This window comes from Campylobacter sp. CNRCH_2014_0184h, from assembly GCF_025772985.1.
In the GTDB taxonomy this organism is placed as follows: domain Bacteria; phylum Campylobacterota; class Campylobacteria; order Campylobacterales; family Campylobacteraceae; genus Campylobacter_D.
The window spans coordinates 1-14,075 of sequence record NZ_JAKMTB010000014.1 but is presented as its reverse complement, the minus strand read 5'-3'; the positions used below and the strand labels follow the sequence as shown (position 1 = coordinate 14,075).

The following is a 14,075-nucleotide window of genomic DNA, read 5'->3' as shown; positions in this document are numbered from 1 at the left end:
ATATTTTCTTCTATATTTTCTTCTATATTTTCTTCTATATTTTCTTCTATATTTTCTTCATGTTGTTCATCTACTAATGTTAACTTATCATCTAATTCCTTGTCAATATCAGCTTCATTTGATAATTTAGATTTATCTTCAGCTTCTAATGAATTATCTAAATTTTCTTCAAAAAAATCTTCTTGCAGATTTAAATCATCTTCACTTAAACTTTCTTCATGCTCAGACAAATCAATACCAGCCAAAAGTTCATTTCCATCTAAAGGTATATCTTTATCAATTAAAACATCCTCATCAAAACTCAATTCATCTTCTTCTAAAGTACTATCCTTACTTTCACTTAAAGTTTTTTCATTACCCAAAAGTTCTATAAAATCAGTCGGTAAAAAAGGCTTATATAAACACTCTACGCCTTCTACTTGCTCTTGGTTTCTAGGCAATAAATAAATCAATCTATTACATTTACTTTTCAATTCATCTAAATTAGCTTCAATATCATGATCTATGATGATAATATCATAAAAGTCTTCAAGTTCTTCAGCATTTGCAAGCTCTTCAAATTCATAACCTAGTTTTTGAACCCCCAAGCTAATTAATTTTGAAACAGCTACATTAGAATTTATCAGCACAACCTTCATCTGTCATCTCCCAAGTTAAAGAAATGTATTATTTTAAAACATTTTTAATTATTTATTGCTTATATATTGAAAAACAATAACTCCATATGCTCAAAACTTTTTAACATTAAATTTTTAAAATACTGCATCATGATGAGTAAAATAGCAATAAGCACTGCAAAAGATAAAAATATCTTGATAGGATAACCTACCACTAAAAGATTAAATTGTGGCATAGTTTTCATAAGCATACCAAAAATAACATCTGATAATAAAGATATTGCTAAAATAGGAAAAGCCATAGAAAAACCGAGCACAAAGATATTTACCATAGCTTTATTCAAATAAAGCATTAAATTCTCATGCGGATAAAATCCACCCAAACTAATATAATCTAACGAACTAGCTATAAAAAGCAATACCAAATGATGACCATCAAATGCTAAAAAAACCAACAATGCAAGCAAATTTAAAACTTGAGAAATTACTGGAGTATTAGCACCTGTAGCTGGATCTAAAATACTAGCCATAGAAAAACCCATGGTAAAAGAAATTTGCTCACCTGCCATTTGTAAAATGGCGAAAATCATTTGTAAAATTAAACCTGCAACCATCCCAAAAAGCACTTCACTTAAAAGATACAAAATAAAAAAAGAATCAGGTGTATTATTTTCAAGTTTTGCCAAAGGATATAAAAACATTGTTAAAAATAAAGCTAAAGTTGTTTTTACTACCAAAGGTATACTATTGTGAGAAAAAAAAGGGAAAAATACTATTAATCCACTCATTCTGGCAAATAAAAGCATGAAAATTACAACATTTTCATCGCCTAAATATTTAACAAATTCCATAATTACTTAAATGATAAATCCTATCACATTTTTTAGCAAGTTCTTGATCGTGAGTCACAAAAACTAAAGCTGCATTATTTTCTTTGACATAACCAATCAAAATATCTAACACATTTAAAGCATTTTTAAAATCTAAATTACCAGTAGCCTCATCAGCAAAAATGATTTTTGGTCTTTTACTTAAAACTCTAGCTATACTTACTCGTTGCTGCTGTCCACCACTTAATTTTGTGATCTTTTGATTCATTAAATCAACAATATCAAGTTTTTTTAATAACTCATAATCGATATTTTGCCTACTCAAAATACTTGCAAGCTCTATATTTTCAAAAGCTAAAAAACCTTTAAATAAATAATGCATTTGAAAAATAATCCCAAAATCTTTTCTACGAATTTCTAATAAAGCTTCATCGTTTAAGGAATACAAATCCTGATTATTATAAAAAACTTTCCCTGATTGAGGTTTTAACAAGGTAGATAAAATATGTAAAAGAGTAGATTTGCCACACCCACTACTTCCACATATTGCAATACAATCTTTTGTATTTAAAGTAAAATTTAAATTTTCAAAAAGCGGAATATCAAAACTATGGCTTAAATTTTCCGCTTTTAAAAGTTCCATTTTTAACCAATTTGCGCAGCAACTTCAGCAGCAAAATCTTCAGTTTTCTTTTCTAGACCTTCACCCACTTCAAAACGAATAAATTCTACTATTTTAATAGTTCCACCAAATTCTTTTTCTTTTTCTGCAATTACTTGCTCGACAGTTTTTTTATCATCCATCGCATAAAACTGTCCCATTAGGGTAAGTCTACCATCAAGCTGAGAATTATCCGCTATAAAGCTATTTAGTTTACCTGGGATAATGTTAGGCCAAATTTTTTCTGGTTTTCCTTGTGCTTGAAGTTCAGCTTTAATAGCTTCTTCAGCTTCTTGGATTATCTCTTGAGTTAATTGCTTTCTACTTGCAAATTTTGGAATTTTAAGCTCTGGCTTATTAGGATCTTTTAATCTTCTTCTTTCTTCATTTTCTTTTTCCAACTCTGCAACTAAAGCTTTATATTCATTTTCTACAAAATCCATATCAAGCTCTTCATAAGATAGATAATTTGGTTTCATTGCAGCAATATGCATACAAAGGTGTTTTAAAAATTCTCCACACTTATTAGCCGTAGCTTCACTATCACAAGCTGCAGCAATAATAACACCCACGCGTCCATTAGAATGAACATAACCATTTACCGCTCCACTAGCTCCAGCTTTTACAGTAGCAAATCTTCTTACAACTAAATTTTCACCTATAGTTGCAATTTGATTTTTTAAATATTCTTCAAATTTAACACCATTAATCTCACTTGAATGTAACTGCTCAACATTTTGAAGGCTTTTAGCTTGAATATGTGCTGTTGTATCTTTTGTTAAAGCAATAAATTGTTCATTTTTAGCAACGAAATCAGTTTCTGAATTGATTTCACTTACAGTTGCGCATTTTAAATCATCGCTTACTTTTACACTTACCAAACCTTCAGCAGCTAAACGATCGGCTTTTTTATCAGCTTTTCCAAGTCCTTTTTCTCTTAAAAGTTGTACTGCTTTTTCAAAATCACCATCTGTATCTTTTAAAGCATTTTTACAATCCATCATACCTGCGCCAGTACTTTCGCGCAGTTCTTTTACCATTTGTGCAGTGATTTCAGCCATTATTCTTTATCTCCTTCAAAATCTTCTTCACTCATAGCTTCTTCTAAAACTTCTTTTTTTTCTTCTTCAGAGATTGGTTGTTCTTCATTTGCTTCACCATCTTGCTCTCTTAAAGCTTTACCTTCGTTGATTGCTTCAGCCATTTCTTGGCAGAAAAGTTGAACTGAACGAATCGCATCATCATTTCCTGGAATTGGGAAATCTACTAAGTCAGGATCGCAGTTTGTATCTAGTGGAGCAACCACAGGGATTTTTAATCTATTAGCTTCTTGTACTGCAATTTTTTCTTTAACAGTATCGATAACAAAAATCATATCAGGTTGGGTTTTCATATATCTAATACCACCAAGATATGCTAGTAATTTTTCTTTTTTTCTAGTAAGCATTAAAGCTTCTTTTTTAGTTAAAAGCTTAATGCTTCCATCTTCTTCCATTTTTTCTATAACTTCTAATTTTCTAATCGATTGGCGGATAGTTCCAAAGTTAGTCATCATACCACCAAGCCATCTATGATTTACATAAGGCATACCGCATTTTTCAGCATATTCTTTAATCGCTCCACCAGCTTGTTTTTTAGTGCCAACAAATAAAATTGTTTTACCTTCTGCAGCAGCATCGCGAACGATGTTATATGTATATCTAAAATATCTAAGTGTTTTTTGTAAATCAATTACATAGATACCTTTTCTTTCTCCAAAAATAAATTTTTTCATTTTTGGATTCCATCTTCTTGTTTGGTGTCCAAAGTGTACACCACACTCTAATAAATCTCTCATGCTTACCATGAAATTCTCCTTGAAATAAAATAATTAGGTTTATTCCTCCGCATTCTTTAACCCATAAGCAACCTAATAAGGAAATTAATGCGTGTGAAATGAAAGAATATTATATCAAATTTTATTTTATATTTAGCTTATTATTGAAGAAAAAGAACGCCACAAGGCGTTCTTTGGGTAAATTAGTGTAGTTTAGACCAAACTGATCTTTTCCAGCCTATAGCAAAAATACTTAAGATAGCAAAGAATATCATGATATAAATTCCTGTTTGCTCTCTTTCTTCTTTTTTACTATCACCAACTTTTTCAAGATAATTAATAACTTGAGTTTGTGCTTTTTCATTCAAACCAACTCTTGGCATAGCAGTTCCATGAATTTTCTTTTGAGGTTCATTGATGAAGATTTCAAGATAATGTGCACCTTTAGAACGAATCATCATAGATAAATCTGGAGGTGTCATACCAAGATAATTTTTTAAATCACTCATATTTGAGCTTGAAACAAAGCCATCATATTTTACATCATGGCATCTTCCACAAGCATTTTCAAATGTATGTTTGTTTTTAGCAAAATCAAATTCTTTTGCAATTAAAGCTGTTTTTGCTTGCTCTGAAAGCTCTTGATTTTTAGCATATTTTTCTTCTAAATCAGCTTTTAATTTTGCATCAAATTCTTTTTCATATTCACTAGCTGTATTTTTAAAGAATGCAATTAAGTCTGCTAAATCTTGATTATCTTGTGCTTCATCGCCACTTAAAGGATAAGCAGGCATTAAGAATGGATTTTCATCATTGAATTTATGTGAAATTTGTAAAGCTTTAACTGGATCAACAATCAATGCTGCTAAAAATTTCTCATCATAGATAGCACCCGCATCACTTAAATCAGGAGGTGTTACACCCAAAGAAGAATCTGTAATAGTAGCAGGAATTCCGACAGCTTTCACACCATGACATGCAATACAATTTCCTTCAAAAAGTTCTTTTCCTTTTTGTGCATTACCTTTGCTAAAATCGATTTTTGCGATTTTTTCCCACAATTGCTTAGTAGCTTCTTCTTGGCTTTTTGCAAGTTCTAATGCTTTTTGAGCATTAGCTATAGCTTTTTCACTTCCTGAAGCATTAGCATCCACTGCTGCTTTTTCTTTTAAAGCAACTTCACCTTTGGTAAATTCTGCATCAGCTTTTGCAAAGTCAAAATTAACTGGAGTTGAAGGAGGATTCATCACTGAATGCGCGTAAGGCTCAACCCCCCAATAAACTAAACCTGTGAAAAAGACAACTACAAAAAATATTTTTAATTCTCTCATTATTAGCCCCTTTTTCTTTCCATGATAGTAATAATTGGCAAGACTACTAGCAATAATAGTAAAAATACCATAGAAGCATAAAATCCTATCCAAGCATTAATTCCTGTTGGAGGAAGTTTTCCATAAACTGTTAGTACAATTAAATCTATCAATAATACCCAAAACCATACAAAAAACATTGGTCTTTCATGTGCTGGTTTTACAACATCACTTCTATCAAGCCAAGGTAATAAGAAGAAAATAATTTGTGCTATACCAAATGCTGCAAGTCCTATATCAAAAGCTTTAATGCTTCCAACATCAAAGAAAAATCCTCTTAAAACTTCATAACTCCATAAGAAATACCATTCAGGATAAATATGAGGAGGTGTTTTTAAAGAATTTGCTGGGTCAAAGTTGATTGGATCCATTGCAAAATTGAATTTAAAACATACCAAGTAAAAGAAGAAAATCATAAATAGCGCAATATACATAAAATCTTTAGCTAAAAATCCTGGCCAAAAAGGAATAACTTTAGAACCTTTTGTATCACCTGCTAAATATTTTTCAGCTTCTAAATCAAAATCAATCTCTTCTGAAATTTCATTATTAACATGAGGAATTCTTAAAGAATAAAAGTGGAATGCAATAATTGCTAAAATCACAATAGGCAATAAACATACATGTAACATAAAAAATCTAGTTAAAGTTGGATCTGAAACTGCAAAATCTCCTCTTATCCAAATAACCAACGCATCACCTATAAAAGGAATTCCACCAAAAAGCTGAGTAATAACTTGAGCAGCCCAAAAACTCATTTGCCCCCAAGGTAACATATATCCACTAAATGCTTCTGCTGAAAATACAACAAATAAAAGCATACCACTAATCCAAATCATTTCGCGGCCTCTTTTATAAGAGCCATAATAAATTCCTGTTAACATATGGATATATATGATTAAAAATACAACCGAAGCAGCCACACCGTGCATATGACGCCAAAGCCACCCATACTCCACTTCTTGCATGATAGTTTTATTTACACTATCAAAAGCCAAAGCTACATCTGGCTTGTAATACATTACTAAAAATAAACCTGAAATAAATAAAATAGCAAAAAGAGTAGTTAAAATAACACCCATTGCCCATAAGAAGTTAATTTGTTTTGGTATCCAATATTGAGCCATTAAAACATTAAAAAGCTTATTTACAGCTAATCTTTGATCAAGCCAATCTACAATACCATTTGCTTTTTTTATCTGTGCCATATTAAGCCTCCGCGATCATTTTTTTATATTCTGGACCTTCTTCGCCTAATACTAATTTTGTTCCATCAATTCTAAAAGGAGGAATGTCCAAAGGTCTTGGAGGAGGACCAAATACATTTTTACCACTGGTGTCAAATTCACCACCATGGCAAGCACACTTAAATAATTTTTCGCTTGGAGCGTAAGCTGGAATACAGCCTAAATGCGTACAAAGACCAATAACTACAGTATAAGCAACATCACCCACAACAACATCTCTATTGCTATCTTTTGCCATATCTGCATCTTTTTTTAAGATAAATATAGGCTTCTTACGCCATTCAATTGTTCTAAGCTCGCCCTCTTTCATGCCAGAAAGATCTACAGTAGTAATACCTGCTGCTTTTACACTTGGGAGTGGATCCCATGTTTTTTTCATTGCAACTAATGAAAAAGCACCACCCACAGCAGCTACCGTTCCAAAGGCAAAGCCCATAAAGCTTCGTCTACTTTCAGATGTAGCCATTTTACTTCCTTTGTTTTGATTTTTTTGTAAAACTTAGCAGTTTATCTAAAAAATGATAAATTTTTTCTTTGGTATAAAAAGCTTGATTTAAGATATATGGATATTTATTTAAAAACAAAAATAAATGTTTGTTTTAATCATAACAATAGATAAATTTATTATCTATTGTTTTTTCATTTTGATATAAATATGTAAAATATCCAAAGCAGCAGGAGTAATACCGCTAATTTGCGAAGCAGCAAAAATAGTTGGTGGATTAAATTTTTGCAGTTTTTCTACTACTTCATTACTCAATCCACTCACACTTTTAAAGTCAAAATTTTCAGGGATTTTCAAATCATTTAAATTTTTCATTTTTTCAATTTGTGCTTTTTGCATTGCAATATAATGATAATACTTTGCTTCATTTAAAATTTCATTTAAAGAATACTCGTCCATATTTTTAAACATTTCATCTAAAGCTTTTAATTTTTCTATATTAAAACTAGCTCTTGCAACAATTTTTTGTAAACTCACTATTGAAGTGATCTTTTCCTCTTCAATGCTTTGTAAAAATTCATTATTTTGCTTACTTGGTGTCCATGTAGTTTGAAGTAAAAACTCAAGTCCTTTATCAACATTTTGTTTTATATTTTCAATATATGCATAATCTTCTTGACTTAAAAGTTTAAAATTATATCCATATTCTCCAAGTCTTAAAATGGCATTTTCTTCTCTTAAAAGCAGTCTATACTCAGCTCTTGAAGTAAACATTCTATAAGGCTCTTTAGTGCCTTTCATCACTAAATCATCAATCAACACCCCTATATAAGCCTCATCACGCCTTAACACAAAAGGATCTTTTTCATCAATTGCTAAAACCGCATTCACTCCTGCCATAAAACCTTGCGCAGCAGCTTCCTCATAACCAGTGGTTCCATTAATTTGCCCAGCACAATATAAATTTTTAATCTTTTTGGTTTCTAAAGTATGTTTTAGTTCTGTTGGGTCTATATAATCATACTCTATAGCATAGCCAAAACGCGTGATTTTAGCATTTTCAAAACCTTTTATACTTCTTAGCATTGCAATTTGCACTTCATAAGGAAGCGAGGTAGAAAAGCCGTTGATATAATATTCAGTCGCATCTTTAGTTTGTGGTTCTATAAATAAATGATGACTTTCTTTATCACCAAAACGATTAATCTTATCTTCTATAGAAGGACAATATCTTGGCCCTATACCTTCAATTTGCCCTGTAAAAAGCGGAGCACGGTAAAAATTACTTTTTATAATCTCATGTGTTTTTAAATTTGTTCTTGCTATATAACATGGAAGTTGATTGGGCTTGAAATTTTTTGTTTTAAAGCTAAAAGCTTTAGGATTTTCATCTCCAGGTTGAATTTCTAAAACACTAAAATCGATACTTTTAGCATCAACCCTTGGGCAAGTTCCTGTTTTTAATCTTCCTACTTTTAAACCACTTTGTTTTAAGTAATCTCCCAAATTTACAGATGCAAGCTCGCCTACCCTACCTGCTTGAAGTTTGGTTTCACCTATATGGATAAGTCCATTTAAAAAAGTTCCTGTTGTAAGTATGATTTTTTTAGCAAAATATGTATTTTCTAAATTAGTTTTAACCCCCTTAAGCTCATCATTTTCAACAATCAAAGACAAAGCTTGCTCTTGAGAGATTTCTAAATTTTCAAGTTTTAAAAGCATATTTCTAGCACAAATTCTATAAGCATCCATATCAATTTGTGCTCTACTTCCGCGCACTGCAACACCTTTGCTTTCATTTAAAATTCTAAATTGAATTCCAGCCTCATCGGTAATTTGCCCCATAAGTCCACCCATAGCATCAAGCTCTTTTACCAAATGTCCTTTTGCTAAACCACCTATAGCAGGATTACAACTTGCAGCACCAATTTGCTCGATTAAAGTAGTTAAAAGTAAAGTTTTTTTACCCATTCTAGCAGCAGTAGCACTAGCTTCAACTCCAGCATGCCCGCCACCTATTACGATTATATCATACATATTTTGACCTCATTTTTATAAAAAAGGCAAAAATTATATAATATTTTTTAAAATAAAACACTAAAAATACTTTTTGAAATTTAAAAGTTTTAGATAAAATCTCGTAAAAATTAAAGGTATTGAATGTTTAATGGATTAATCCGCGAATTAGCCTTTGTCAAATCATATCAAAACAACACTTTAAGATTAAAAGCAAACTACAAACCAAAACTAGGCGATAGCATAGCAGTTAATGGTGCGTGTTTGAGCGTAACAAAACTTTTTGATGATGGTTTTAACCTTGAACTTTCTTATGAAACAAGAACTCACATAGCTATTGAAAATTTAAAAGATTATGTACATATTGAACCTGCACTAGCTTATGGCGATAGAATAGATGGACATTTAATGCAAGGACATATTGATGGTATAGGTGAAATTACTAATATTTCTAAAAAAGAAAACGGGGTTGATTTTTATATTAAATGTCCTGATGATATACAAATTTATATGGCAAATAAAGCAAGTGTAGCCATAGATGGAGTGAGCTTGACTATCAATGAAGTTTTAAAAGATGGTATTCGTTTAACTATCATTCCTATAACCTTTAATGAAACCTTGTTTAAAAACTATACCATAGGAAGACGCGTCAATATAGAAAGTGATCTTTTAGCAAGATACATACACAGACAATTAAATTATAAAAAAGAAATTTCATGGCAACAAATAGACAAGATAACATCACTTTATTAGAAAATGATTTCGCAAAAGCTTTTGTAGCCTTTGATCAAGATTATAATATTTTTAGAGCAAAAATTCATGATAATATTTTTCCTCGGGAAAATTCTATAAAAAAGTGTGTATTTTTAAATCAAATTCATTCTAATATCATCACTCATTATAATAAAAATTTTCATTTTAACGCCGATGGGATGATTAGCAATGAAAAAAATATAGCTTTGTGTATTTTAAGCGCTGATTGCTTACCTTTACTTTTATATGATGATGAAAATAAAGCCGTAGCAGCTTTACATTCGGGTAGAAAAGGTTGTTTTGAAAACATCTTAAAAGAAGCTGTTTTGAAAATGCAAGAAAGTTTTAACACTCAAACCAAGAATTTAAAACTCGTCATTTCAGCAGGAATTTGTGCTAAAAATTATGAAATTAATGGCGAGGTTTTAAACCACAGCAAAGAAAATTTTGCACATTTTTTACATAAAAACAAGCTTGATTTAAAAGCATTAGTTAAATTTCAAGCAAAAGAATTAGGTGTTAGTGATATTTTTGATATCAATCTTTGCACCTTTGATGATGAGAGATTTTTTTCTTATAGAAAAAATCAAACTCCAAAGCGCATTGTTAGCGTGATTTATTTAAAGGATTAAAATGTATGAAGTAAAAAATTTGCTTGCTTTAAAAATTTTACAAAAGGCTAGAGAATTTGGTGATAATGACTTAAGCAACGAAGTTTTAATCACTCAAATGCTAAATCATACCTCACAAACTCTAAATCAAAACGATACTAAAAATTTAAATGAATTTATCACAACACTTATAAATGCCAAAGAAAAGGCTAAAATGAGCAATAAATAATTTTAATTTTTCCAAGTTAAAATAAATTTTGTTCCTTTATTTAGCTCACTTTCTACTTTTATGTTAATGTTATGATCTTTACAAATTTTATCCACTAAAGAAAGCCCTATACCAAAACCACCTTGATTTTCATTAAATCTCGAATAACGCTCAAAAATGTTGGCCAAATTTTCCTTTGCTATACCACAGCCACTATCTTCTATTATAAGTCTTTGCTCCAAAAGCATTATTTTGATATGTCCATTTTTTACATTATATTTTATAGCATTATTAACAAGGTTATCAAACATTTTAAAAAACTGTTCTTTATTGGCATAAATTTTTCCACCATCTTCCAAGCTAAGCTCTAGGTTGATATTTTTTTGCTCCAAAAATATCTTAAAATACTCCATTCTTTCTTTAATCAAATCTTTTAAAAATATCCAATCCTTTTTAGCCTCATAAACTTGAGAAAAATTTAAAAAAGTTAAATCTGAATACAAATGACTCAAAGTCAAAGCAGCTATTTTTACACGCTTTAAAGCTTTAACTTCTTCAAAATTCTTTTTTCTTTCTAAACCTTCTACACTCATTAATATCGCACTAATTGGAGTATTAATCTCATGAGTGGTATCTTTTATAAAATTATTTAAAAATCTTATTCTCATTTCTAAAGGCTTGAGTGCAAATTTTAGTATAAAATAAGCCATTATACTTACAAAAATCAAAGAAAAAACCATAGCCAAAGCTACTTTAAATCTTATAAATCCAAGTTCTTTGGAGATATCATCACCTTGCACTAAAACCCTCAAACGATTAACATCACCTAAGACCTCCAAAGCATCTTGTCCTTGAGTATTTGCAAGCAATAAATTATTTAAATTCACATCAGCCACATAAATTAGAGTGTTATTATTATAAATATTTGCGTTATTAAGTTTAAAAAATGTTGTTTGAGCAGGCAAGTCAAGATTAGAAAAATAAACTTTTGTTCTATCAAATATTGCAAATTTTATATTAGAAATTTGAGCAATTTTTCTAGCACCTTTTTCTATAGGCTCAAAACGTAACTTTTCCATTTGTAAAATTACAAAACGATGTTCTTGTCTTAATTTTATGCTATGTTCAGCTATTAATTCTTCTATTAACTTTGCATACCATACGCCAAAAAGCACTATAAGAACACTTCCTATACTCACTAAATACAAAGAAAGAATTTGCCACGCAACGCGCTTGGCTTCATACATAACAATACCCTCTTCCTCTTTGGTTGACAATACTATCTTTGCCTAAAATTTTTCGTAAATTTTTTACATAAGCTCTTAAGCTAAGCTCACTTGGCTCTTGATCATACTCCCAAATTTCTTCAAAAATGTAAGCAGTATCTATAAATTTACCTTTATTTTTTAAAAGCAAAGATAAAAGCTTTAATTCTTTTAAAGGCAGGGTTAAAGGTTTATCGTCTTGATATAAAGTTTGTGAAATAAAAGCAAATTTAAAACCATTTCCCAAGTCTTCATAATCTTCATTTTTATGAGCAAAAGAACGCTTTAAAATAGCATTAATTCTTATTTTTAACTCCTGCAATTCAAAAGGCTTTTTAATATAATCATCACAACCGCTTTCAAAACCTTTTTGTAAATCCATAGTAGTATTCAATGAAGTCATAAAAATAGCTGGAGTATATTTGCCAGCTTCTCTTAAATTTTTAAGCACGCTAAAACCATCACCTTGTGGAACTTTTACATCTAAAATCCATAAATCAAAATTTTTCTCATAAGCTTTATCTTGCGCATCTTGAGCATTATCGACTAAAGTAACCATAAAACCTTCTTCTTCTAAAAATTCACTAACAATTTCTCCTAAATTAATATCATCTTCTAACAAAAGAATTTGTGTAGCCATTTTTAACCTTTTTATCATATTTTCTTAAAACATTATATTTTTTTTGTGTAAATTGAGTGTGAATTTAGTAGAATTAAAGCAAAATATTTATAAAATATTAACTATTTTATAATTTATACTGTTAGGATTTTTATGTTACCTGAATGGGATAAAAAATATAGCATTAATAATGAAAAAATTGATGAACAACATAAAAAACTTTTTGAACTTGCTGCTAGAGTTGAAGAAATTTCAGATAGACCAATTTATCAAGTAGAACTTAAAAAGATAGTTGCTGAATTTTTTCACTATATTAAAATTCATTTTCAAGATGAAGAAAACTACATGGCTGAAATTAATTATCCTTACTTAAACCAACATAAACTCATGCATAAACAAATCACAAAATCTATGATAAAACTCATACAAAGCATAAAAAGCACCAATGATTTAAAAGAAAAATTATACATAGTGGTTAATTCATGGCTTATAGAACATATCATTCAGCATGATATGATGATAGAGTATTGGAAACAAAGTACGCAAATAAAAAATTCTTCAGATAGCTTTGAAGAAGAAAAACCAAAAATAAAAAATTTCTTATATCAATGTCAATGTGAAGGAAAAACTCACAAAGTCCCTTATGATATTCATTTAAAAATGCAATATTCTAAAGTACAATTTAAATGTAAAAAATGCTCTGCTAATTTAATTTTATGCAAAGAAAAAACTGAAATTTAATAAAAATTAATCATAATTTAAAATATTGTAAATTATAATGTATCAAGAACTCTCCCATAAACCAAACAAGGGGTTTTAGTATGTTACCAAAATGGTGTGACAAATATAGTATTCACAATGAAGAAATCGACAGGCAACACCAAAAACTTTTTGAACTTGCTGCCAATGTTGAGATGATTTCAGATAAGCCTATTCATAAAGGACAGATTAAATTTTTACTTGCGGATTTTTTCAATTACATGAAAGAACATTTTGCTGAAGAAGAAAAATATATGGCAAAAATAGGCTATCCTGAACTTGCTAATCATCAAAAAATTCATAAAAGTATCATACAATCCATGATAGATTTAATTCAAAATATAAAAAGCACTAATGATTTAAAAGAAAAACTTAATATAATTGCATCCAAATGGCTTTTAGAGCATATTTTAAGAGAAGATATGAAAATAGAAAAATGGCACCAAGCCCAACTTAGTAAAAAAGACAAAAAAACAAACTTAGGAGAATTGCAAGAATTTTATGAATACATTTGTTCTTGCGCAGATAAAATTCATAAAGTTCCTTATGAAATTCATCAAAAAATACAAACAACTAACACAAATTATAAATGTAAAGCTTGCCAAGAAGCAATAAGACCAAAATAAAGGCTAGACAATGAATAAAAGATACACTCTAACTCTTTCAGAAGAACTTTACGAGCGCTTAAATCAAACTGCAAAATTTTCTAAAAAGAAAAAGGCTGAAATTTTACGCAATGCTTTAGAAAACTATCTTGATGAAATGGAAGATTTCGTTCCTGCTATAGAGGCTTTAGAAGATTTAAAAGATGGAGATAGTAAAAAATTAGACAGTGTTATTAAAAAATTAAAATGCTAA

At 29.8% G+C, this 14,075-nt stretch carries 16 protein-coding genes and 1 pseudogene; 6 read left to right on the top strand and 11 right to left on the bottom strand.

Annotation, left to right across the window (positions count from 1 at the left end):
* From L8X36_RS07865 to mnmG, 9 genes and pseudogenes are all read right to left on the bottom strand, one after another.
* Nucleotides 1-638 (bottom strand): annotated as a pseudogene (locus L8X36_RS07865) (hypothetical protein); the annotation flags it as partial.
* Between the two features lie 59 nt (nucleotides 639-697).
* Nucleotides 698-1,468: a flagellar biosynthetic protein FliR gene (gene fliR / locus L8X36_RS07860; protein ID WP_263683303.1), complete on the bottom strand. Its 771-nt coding sequence runs from the start codon at nucleotides 1,466-1,468 to the stop codon at nucleotides 698-700.
* On the bottom strand, nucleotides 1,455-2,090 hold the full coding sequence (locus L8X36_RS07855) for an ABC transporter ATP-binding protein (protein WP_263683302.1): 636 nt from the start codon (nucleotides 2,088-2,090) through the stop codon (nucleotides 1,455-1,457). Before L8X36_RS07855 ends, fliR begins: the two co-directional genes overlap by 14 nt.
* A 2-nt stretch (nucleotides 2,091-2,092) precedes the next feature.
* The gene (gene tsf, locus L8X36_RS07850) at nucleotides 2,093-3,169 is read right to left on the bottom strand and encodes a translation elongation factor Ts (RefSeq protein WP_263683301.1); all 1,077 of its coding nucleotides are present in this window, start codon (nucleotides 3,167-3,169) and stop codon (nucleotides 2,093-2,095) included.
* Complete coding sequence (rpsB, locus tag L8X36_RS07845) at nucleotides 3,169-3,954, bottom strand: 30S ribosomal protein S2 (RefSeq protein ID WP_012661799.1); 786 nt, start codon at nucleotides 3,952-3,954, stop codon at nucleotides 3,169-3,171. The genes tsf and rpsB overlap by 1 nt, the downstream gene beginning before the upstream one ends.
* Nucleotides 3,955-4,127: 173 nt before the next feature.
* Complete coding sequence (locus tag L8X36_RS07840) at nucleotides 4,128-5,255, bottom strand: c-type cytochrome (RefSeq protein WP_263683300.1); 1,128 nt, start codon at nucleotides 5,253-5,255, stop codon at nucleotides 4,128-4,130.
* A 2-nt stretch (nucleotides 5,256-5,257) separates the two neighbouring features.
* Nucleotides 5,258-6,502: a ubiquinol cytochrome c oxidoreductase, cytochrome b subunit gene (locus tag L8X36_RS07835; protein ID WP_039668616.1), complete on the bottom strand. Its 1,245-nt coding sequence runs from the start codon at nucleotides 6,500-6,502 to the stop codon at nucleotides 5,258-5,260.
* A 1-nt stretch (nucleotide 6,503) separates the two neighbouring features.
* Nucleotides 6,504-7,007: a ubiquinol cytochrome c oxidoreductase, 2Fe-2S subunit gene (locus L8X36_RS07830; RefSeq protein WP_039618773.1), complete on the bottom strand. Its 504-nt coding sequence runs from the start codon at nucleotides 7,005-7,007 to the stop codon at nucleotides 6,504-6,506.
* Nucleotides 7,008-7,169: 162 nt separating this feature from the next.
* Nucleotides 7,170-9,023, bottom strand: a complete 1,854-nt coding sequence (gene mnmG, locus L8X36_RS07825; RefSeq protein ID WP_263683299.1) for a tRNA uridine-5-carboxymethylaminomethyl(34) synthesis enzyme MnmG — start codon at nucleotides 9,021-9,023, stop codon at nucleotides 7,170-7,172.
* 123 nt (nucleotides 9,024-9,146) lie between these two features.
* Here mnmG and ribE point away from each other — a divergent pair, with 123 nt between their 5' ends.
* Genes ribE through L8X36_RS07810 form a run of 3 tightly spaced genes read left to right on the top strand, consistent with a single transcriptional unit; the run spans nucleotide 9,147 to nucleotide 10,595 of the window.
* On the top strand, nucleotides 9,147-9,755 hold the full coding sequence (gene ribE / locus L8X36_RS07820) for a riboflavin synthase (protein WP_039618779.1): 609 nt from the start codon (nucleotides 9,147-9,149) through the stop codon (nucleotides 9,753-9,755).
* Entirely contained in the window at nucleotides 9,719-10,387 is a 669-nt protein-coding gene (gene pgeF, locus L8X36_RS07815) for a peptidoglycan editing factor PgeF (protein WP_263683298.1), read from the top strand. The genes ribE and pgeF overlap by 37 nt, the downstream gene beginning before the upstream one ends.
* Before the next feature lies 1 nt (nucleotide 10,388).
* A complete protein-coding gene (locus L8X36_RS07810) occupies nucleotides 10,389-10,595 on the top strand; it encodes a hypothetical protein (RefSeq protein WP_149062476.1) in 207 nt (68 codons plus the stop codon).
* 2 nt (nucleotides 10,596-10,597) lie between these two features.
* Here L8X36_RS07810 and L8X36_RS07805 read toward each other — a convergent pair whose 3' ends face one another.
* Nucleotides 10,598-11,851 (bottom strand): sensor histidine kinase, encoded by a 1,254-nt coding sequence (locus tag L8X36_RS07805; protein ID WP_263683297.1) that lies wholly within the window; start codon nucleotides 11,849-11,851, stop codon nucleotides 10,598-10,600.
* Entirely contained in the window at nucleotides 11,814-12,479 is a 666-nt protein-coding gene (locus L8X36_RS07800) for a response regulator transcription factor (RefSeq protein ID WP_263664310.1), read from the bottom strand. Before L8X36_RS07800 ends, L8X36_RS07805 begins: the two co-directional genes overlap by 38 nt.
* 132 nt (nucleotides 12,480-12,611) lie before the next feature.
* Between L8X36_RS07800 and L8X36_RS07795 the strand changes: the two genes are divergently transcribed.
* The 3 genes from L8X36_RS07795 to L8X36_RS07785 all read left to right on the top strand — a co-directional run bounded on the left by L8X36_RS07795 (nucleotide 12,612) and on the right by L8X36_RS07785 (nucleotide 14,075).
* Nucleotides 12,612-13,199, top strand: a complete 588-nt coding sequence (locus L8X36_RS07795; protein ID WP_263683296.1) for a bacteriohemerythrin — start codon at nucleotides 12,612-12,614, stop codon at nucleotides 13,197-13,199.
* Between the two features lie 80 nt (nucleotides 13,200-13,279).
* Nucleotides 13,280-13,843 carry a bacteriohemerythrin gene (locus L8X36_RS07790; protein ID WP_263683295.1) on the top strand — a complete coding sequence of 188 codons (564 nt, stop codon included), beginning with the start codon at nucleotides 13,280-13,282 and terminating at the stop codon, nucleotides 13,841-13,843.
* A gap of 10 nt (nucleotides 13,844-13,853) precedes the next feature.
* Nucleotides 13,854-14,075, top strand: coding sequence for a ribbon-helix-helix protein, CopG family (locus L8X36_RS07785; RefSeq protein ID WP_263664313.1), 222 nt, complete (start codon nucleotides 13,854-13,856; stop codon nucleotides 14,073-14,075).

Bases quoted from the DNA above. Each gene is read 5' to 3' on its own strand.
- L8X36_RS07810 (WP_149062476.1), top strand. From the start codon at position 10,389: ATGTATGAAGTAAAAAATTTGCTTGCTTTAAAAATTTTACAAAAGGCT.
- L8X36_RS07795 (WP_263683296.1), top strand. From the start codon at position 12,612: ATGTTACCTGAATGGGATAAAAAATATAGCATTAATAATGAAAAAATT.
- L8X36_RS07830 (WP_039618773.1), bottom strand. From the start codon at position 7,007: ATGGCTACATCTGAAAGTAGACGAAGCTTTATGGGCTTTGCCTTTGGA.
- pgeF (WP_263683298.1), top strand. From the start codon at position 9,719: ATGGCAACAAATAGACAAGATAACATCACTTTATTAGAAAATGATTTC.
- L8X36_RS07785 (WP_263664313.1), top strand. From the start codon at position 13,854: ATGAATAAAAGATACACTCTAACTCTTTCAGAAGAACTTTACGAGCGC.
- L8X36_RS07800 (WP_263664310.1), bottom strand. From the start codon at position 12,479: ATGGCTACACAAATTCTTTTGTTAGAAGATGATATTAATTTAGGAGAA.
- tsf (WP_263683301.1), bottom strand. From the start codon at position 3,169: ATGGCTGAAATCACTGCACAAATGGTAAAAGAACTGCGCGAAAGTACT.
- L8X36_RS07855 (WP_263683302.1), bottom strand. From the start codon at position 2,090: ATGGAACTTTTAAAAGCGGAAAATTTAAGCCATAGTTTTGATATTCCG.
- rpsB (WP_012661799.1), bottom strand. From the start codon at position 3,954: ATGGTAAGCATGAGAGATTTATTAGAGTGTGGTGTACACTTTGGACAC.
- L8X36_RS07835 (WP_039668616.1), bottom strand. From the start codon at position 6,502: ATGGCACAGATAAAAAAAGCAAATGGTATTGTAGATTGGCTTGATCAA.
- fliR (WP_263683303.1), bottom strand. From the start codon at position 1,468: ATGGAATTTGTTAAATATTTAGGCGATGAAAATGTTGTAATTTTCATG.
- mnmG (WP_263683299.1), bottom strand. From the start codon at position 9,023: ATGTATGATATAATCGTAATAGGTGGCGGGCATGCTGGAGTTGAAGCT.
- ribE (WP_039618779.1), top strand. From the start codon at position 9,147: ATGTTTAATGGATTAATCCGCGAATTAGCCTTTGTCAAATCATATCAA.
- L8X36_RS07840 (WP_263683300.1), bottom strand. From the start codon at position 5,255: ATGAGAGAATTAAAAATATTTTTTGTAGTTGTCTTTTTCACAGGTTTA.
- L8X36_RS07790 (WP_263683295.1), top strand. From the start codon at position 13,280: ATGTTACCAAAATGGTGTGACAAATATAGTATTCACAATGAAGAAATC.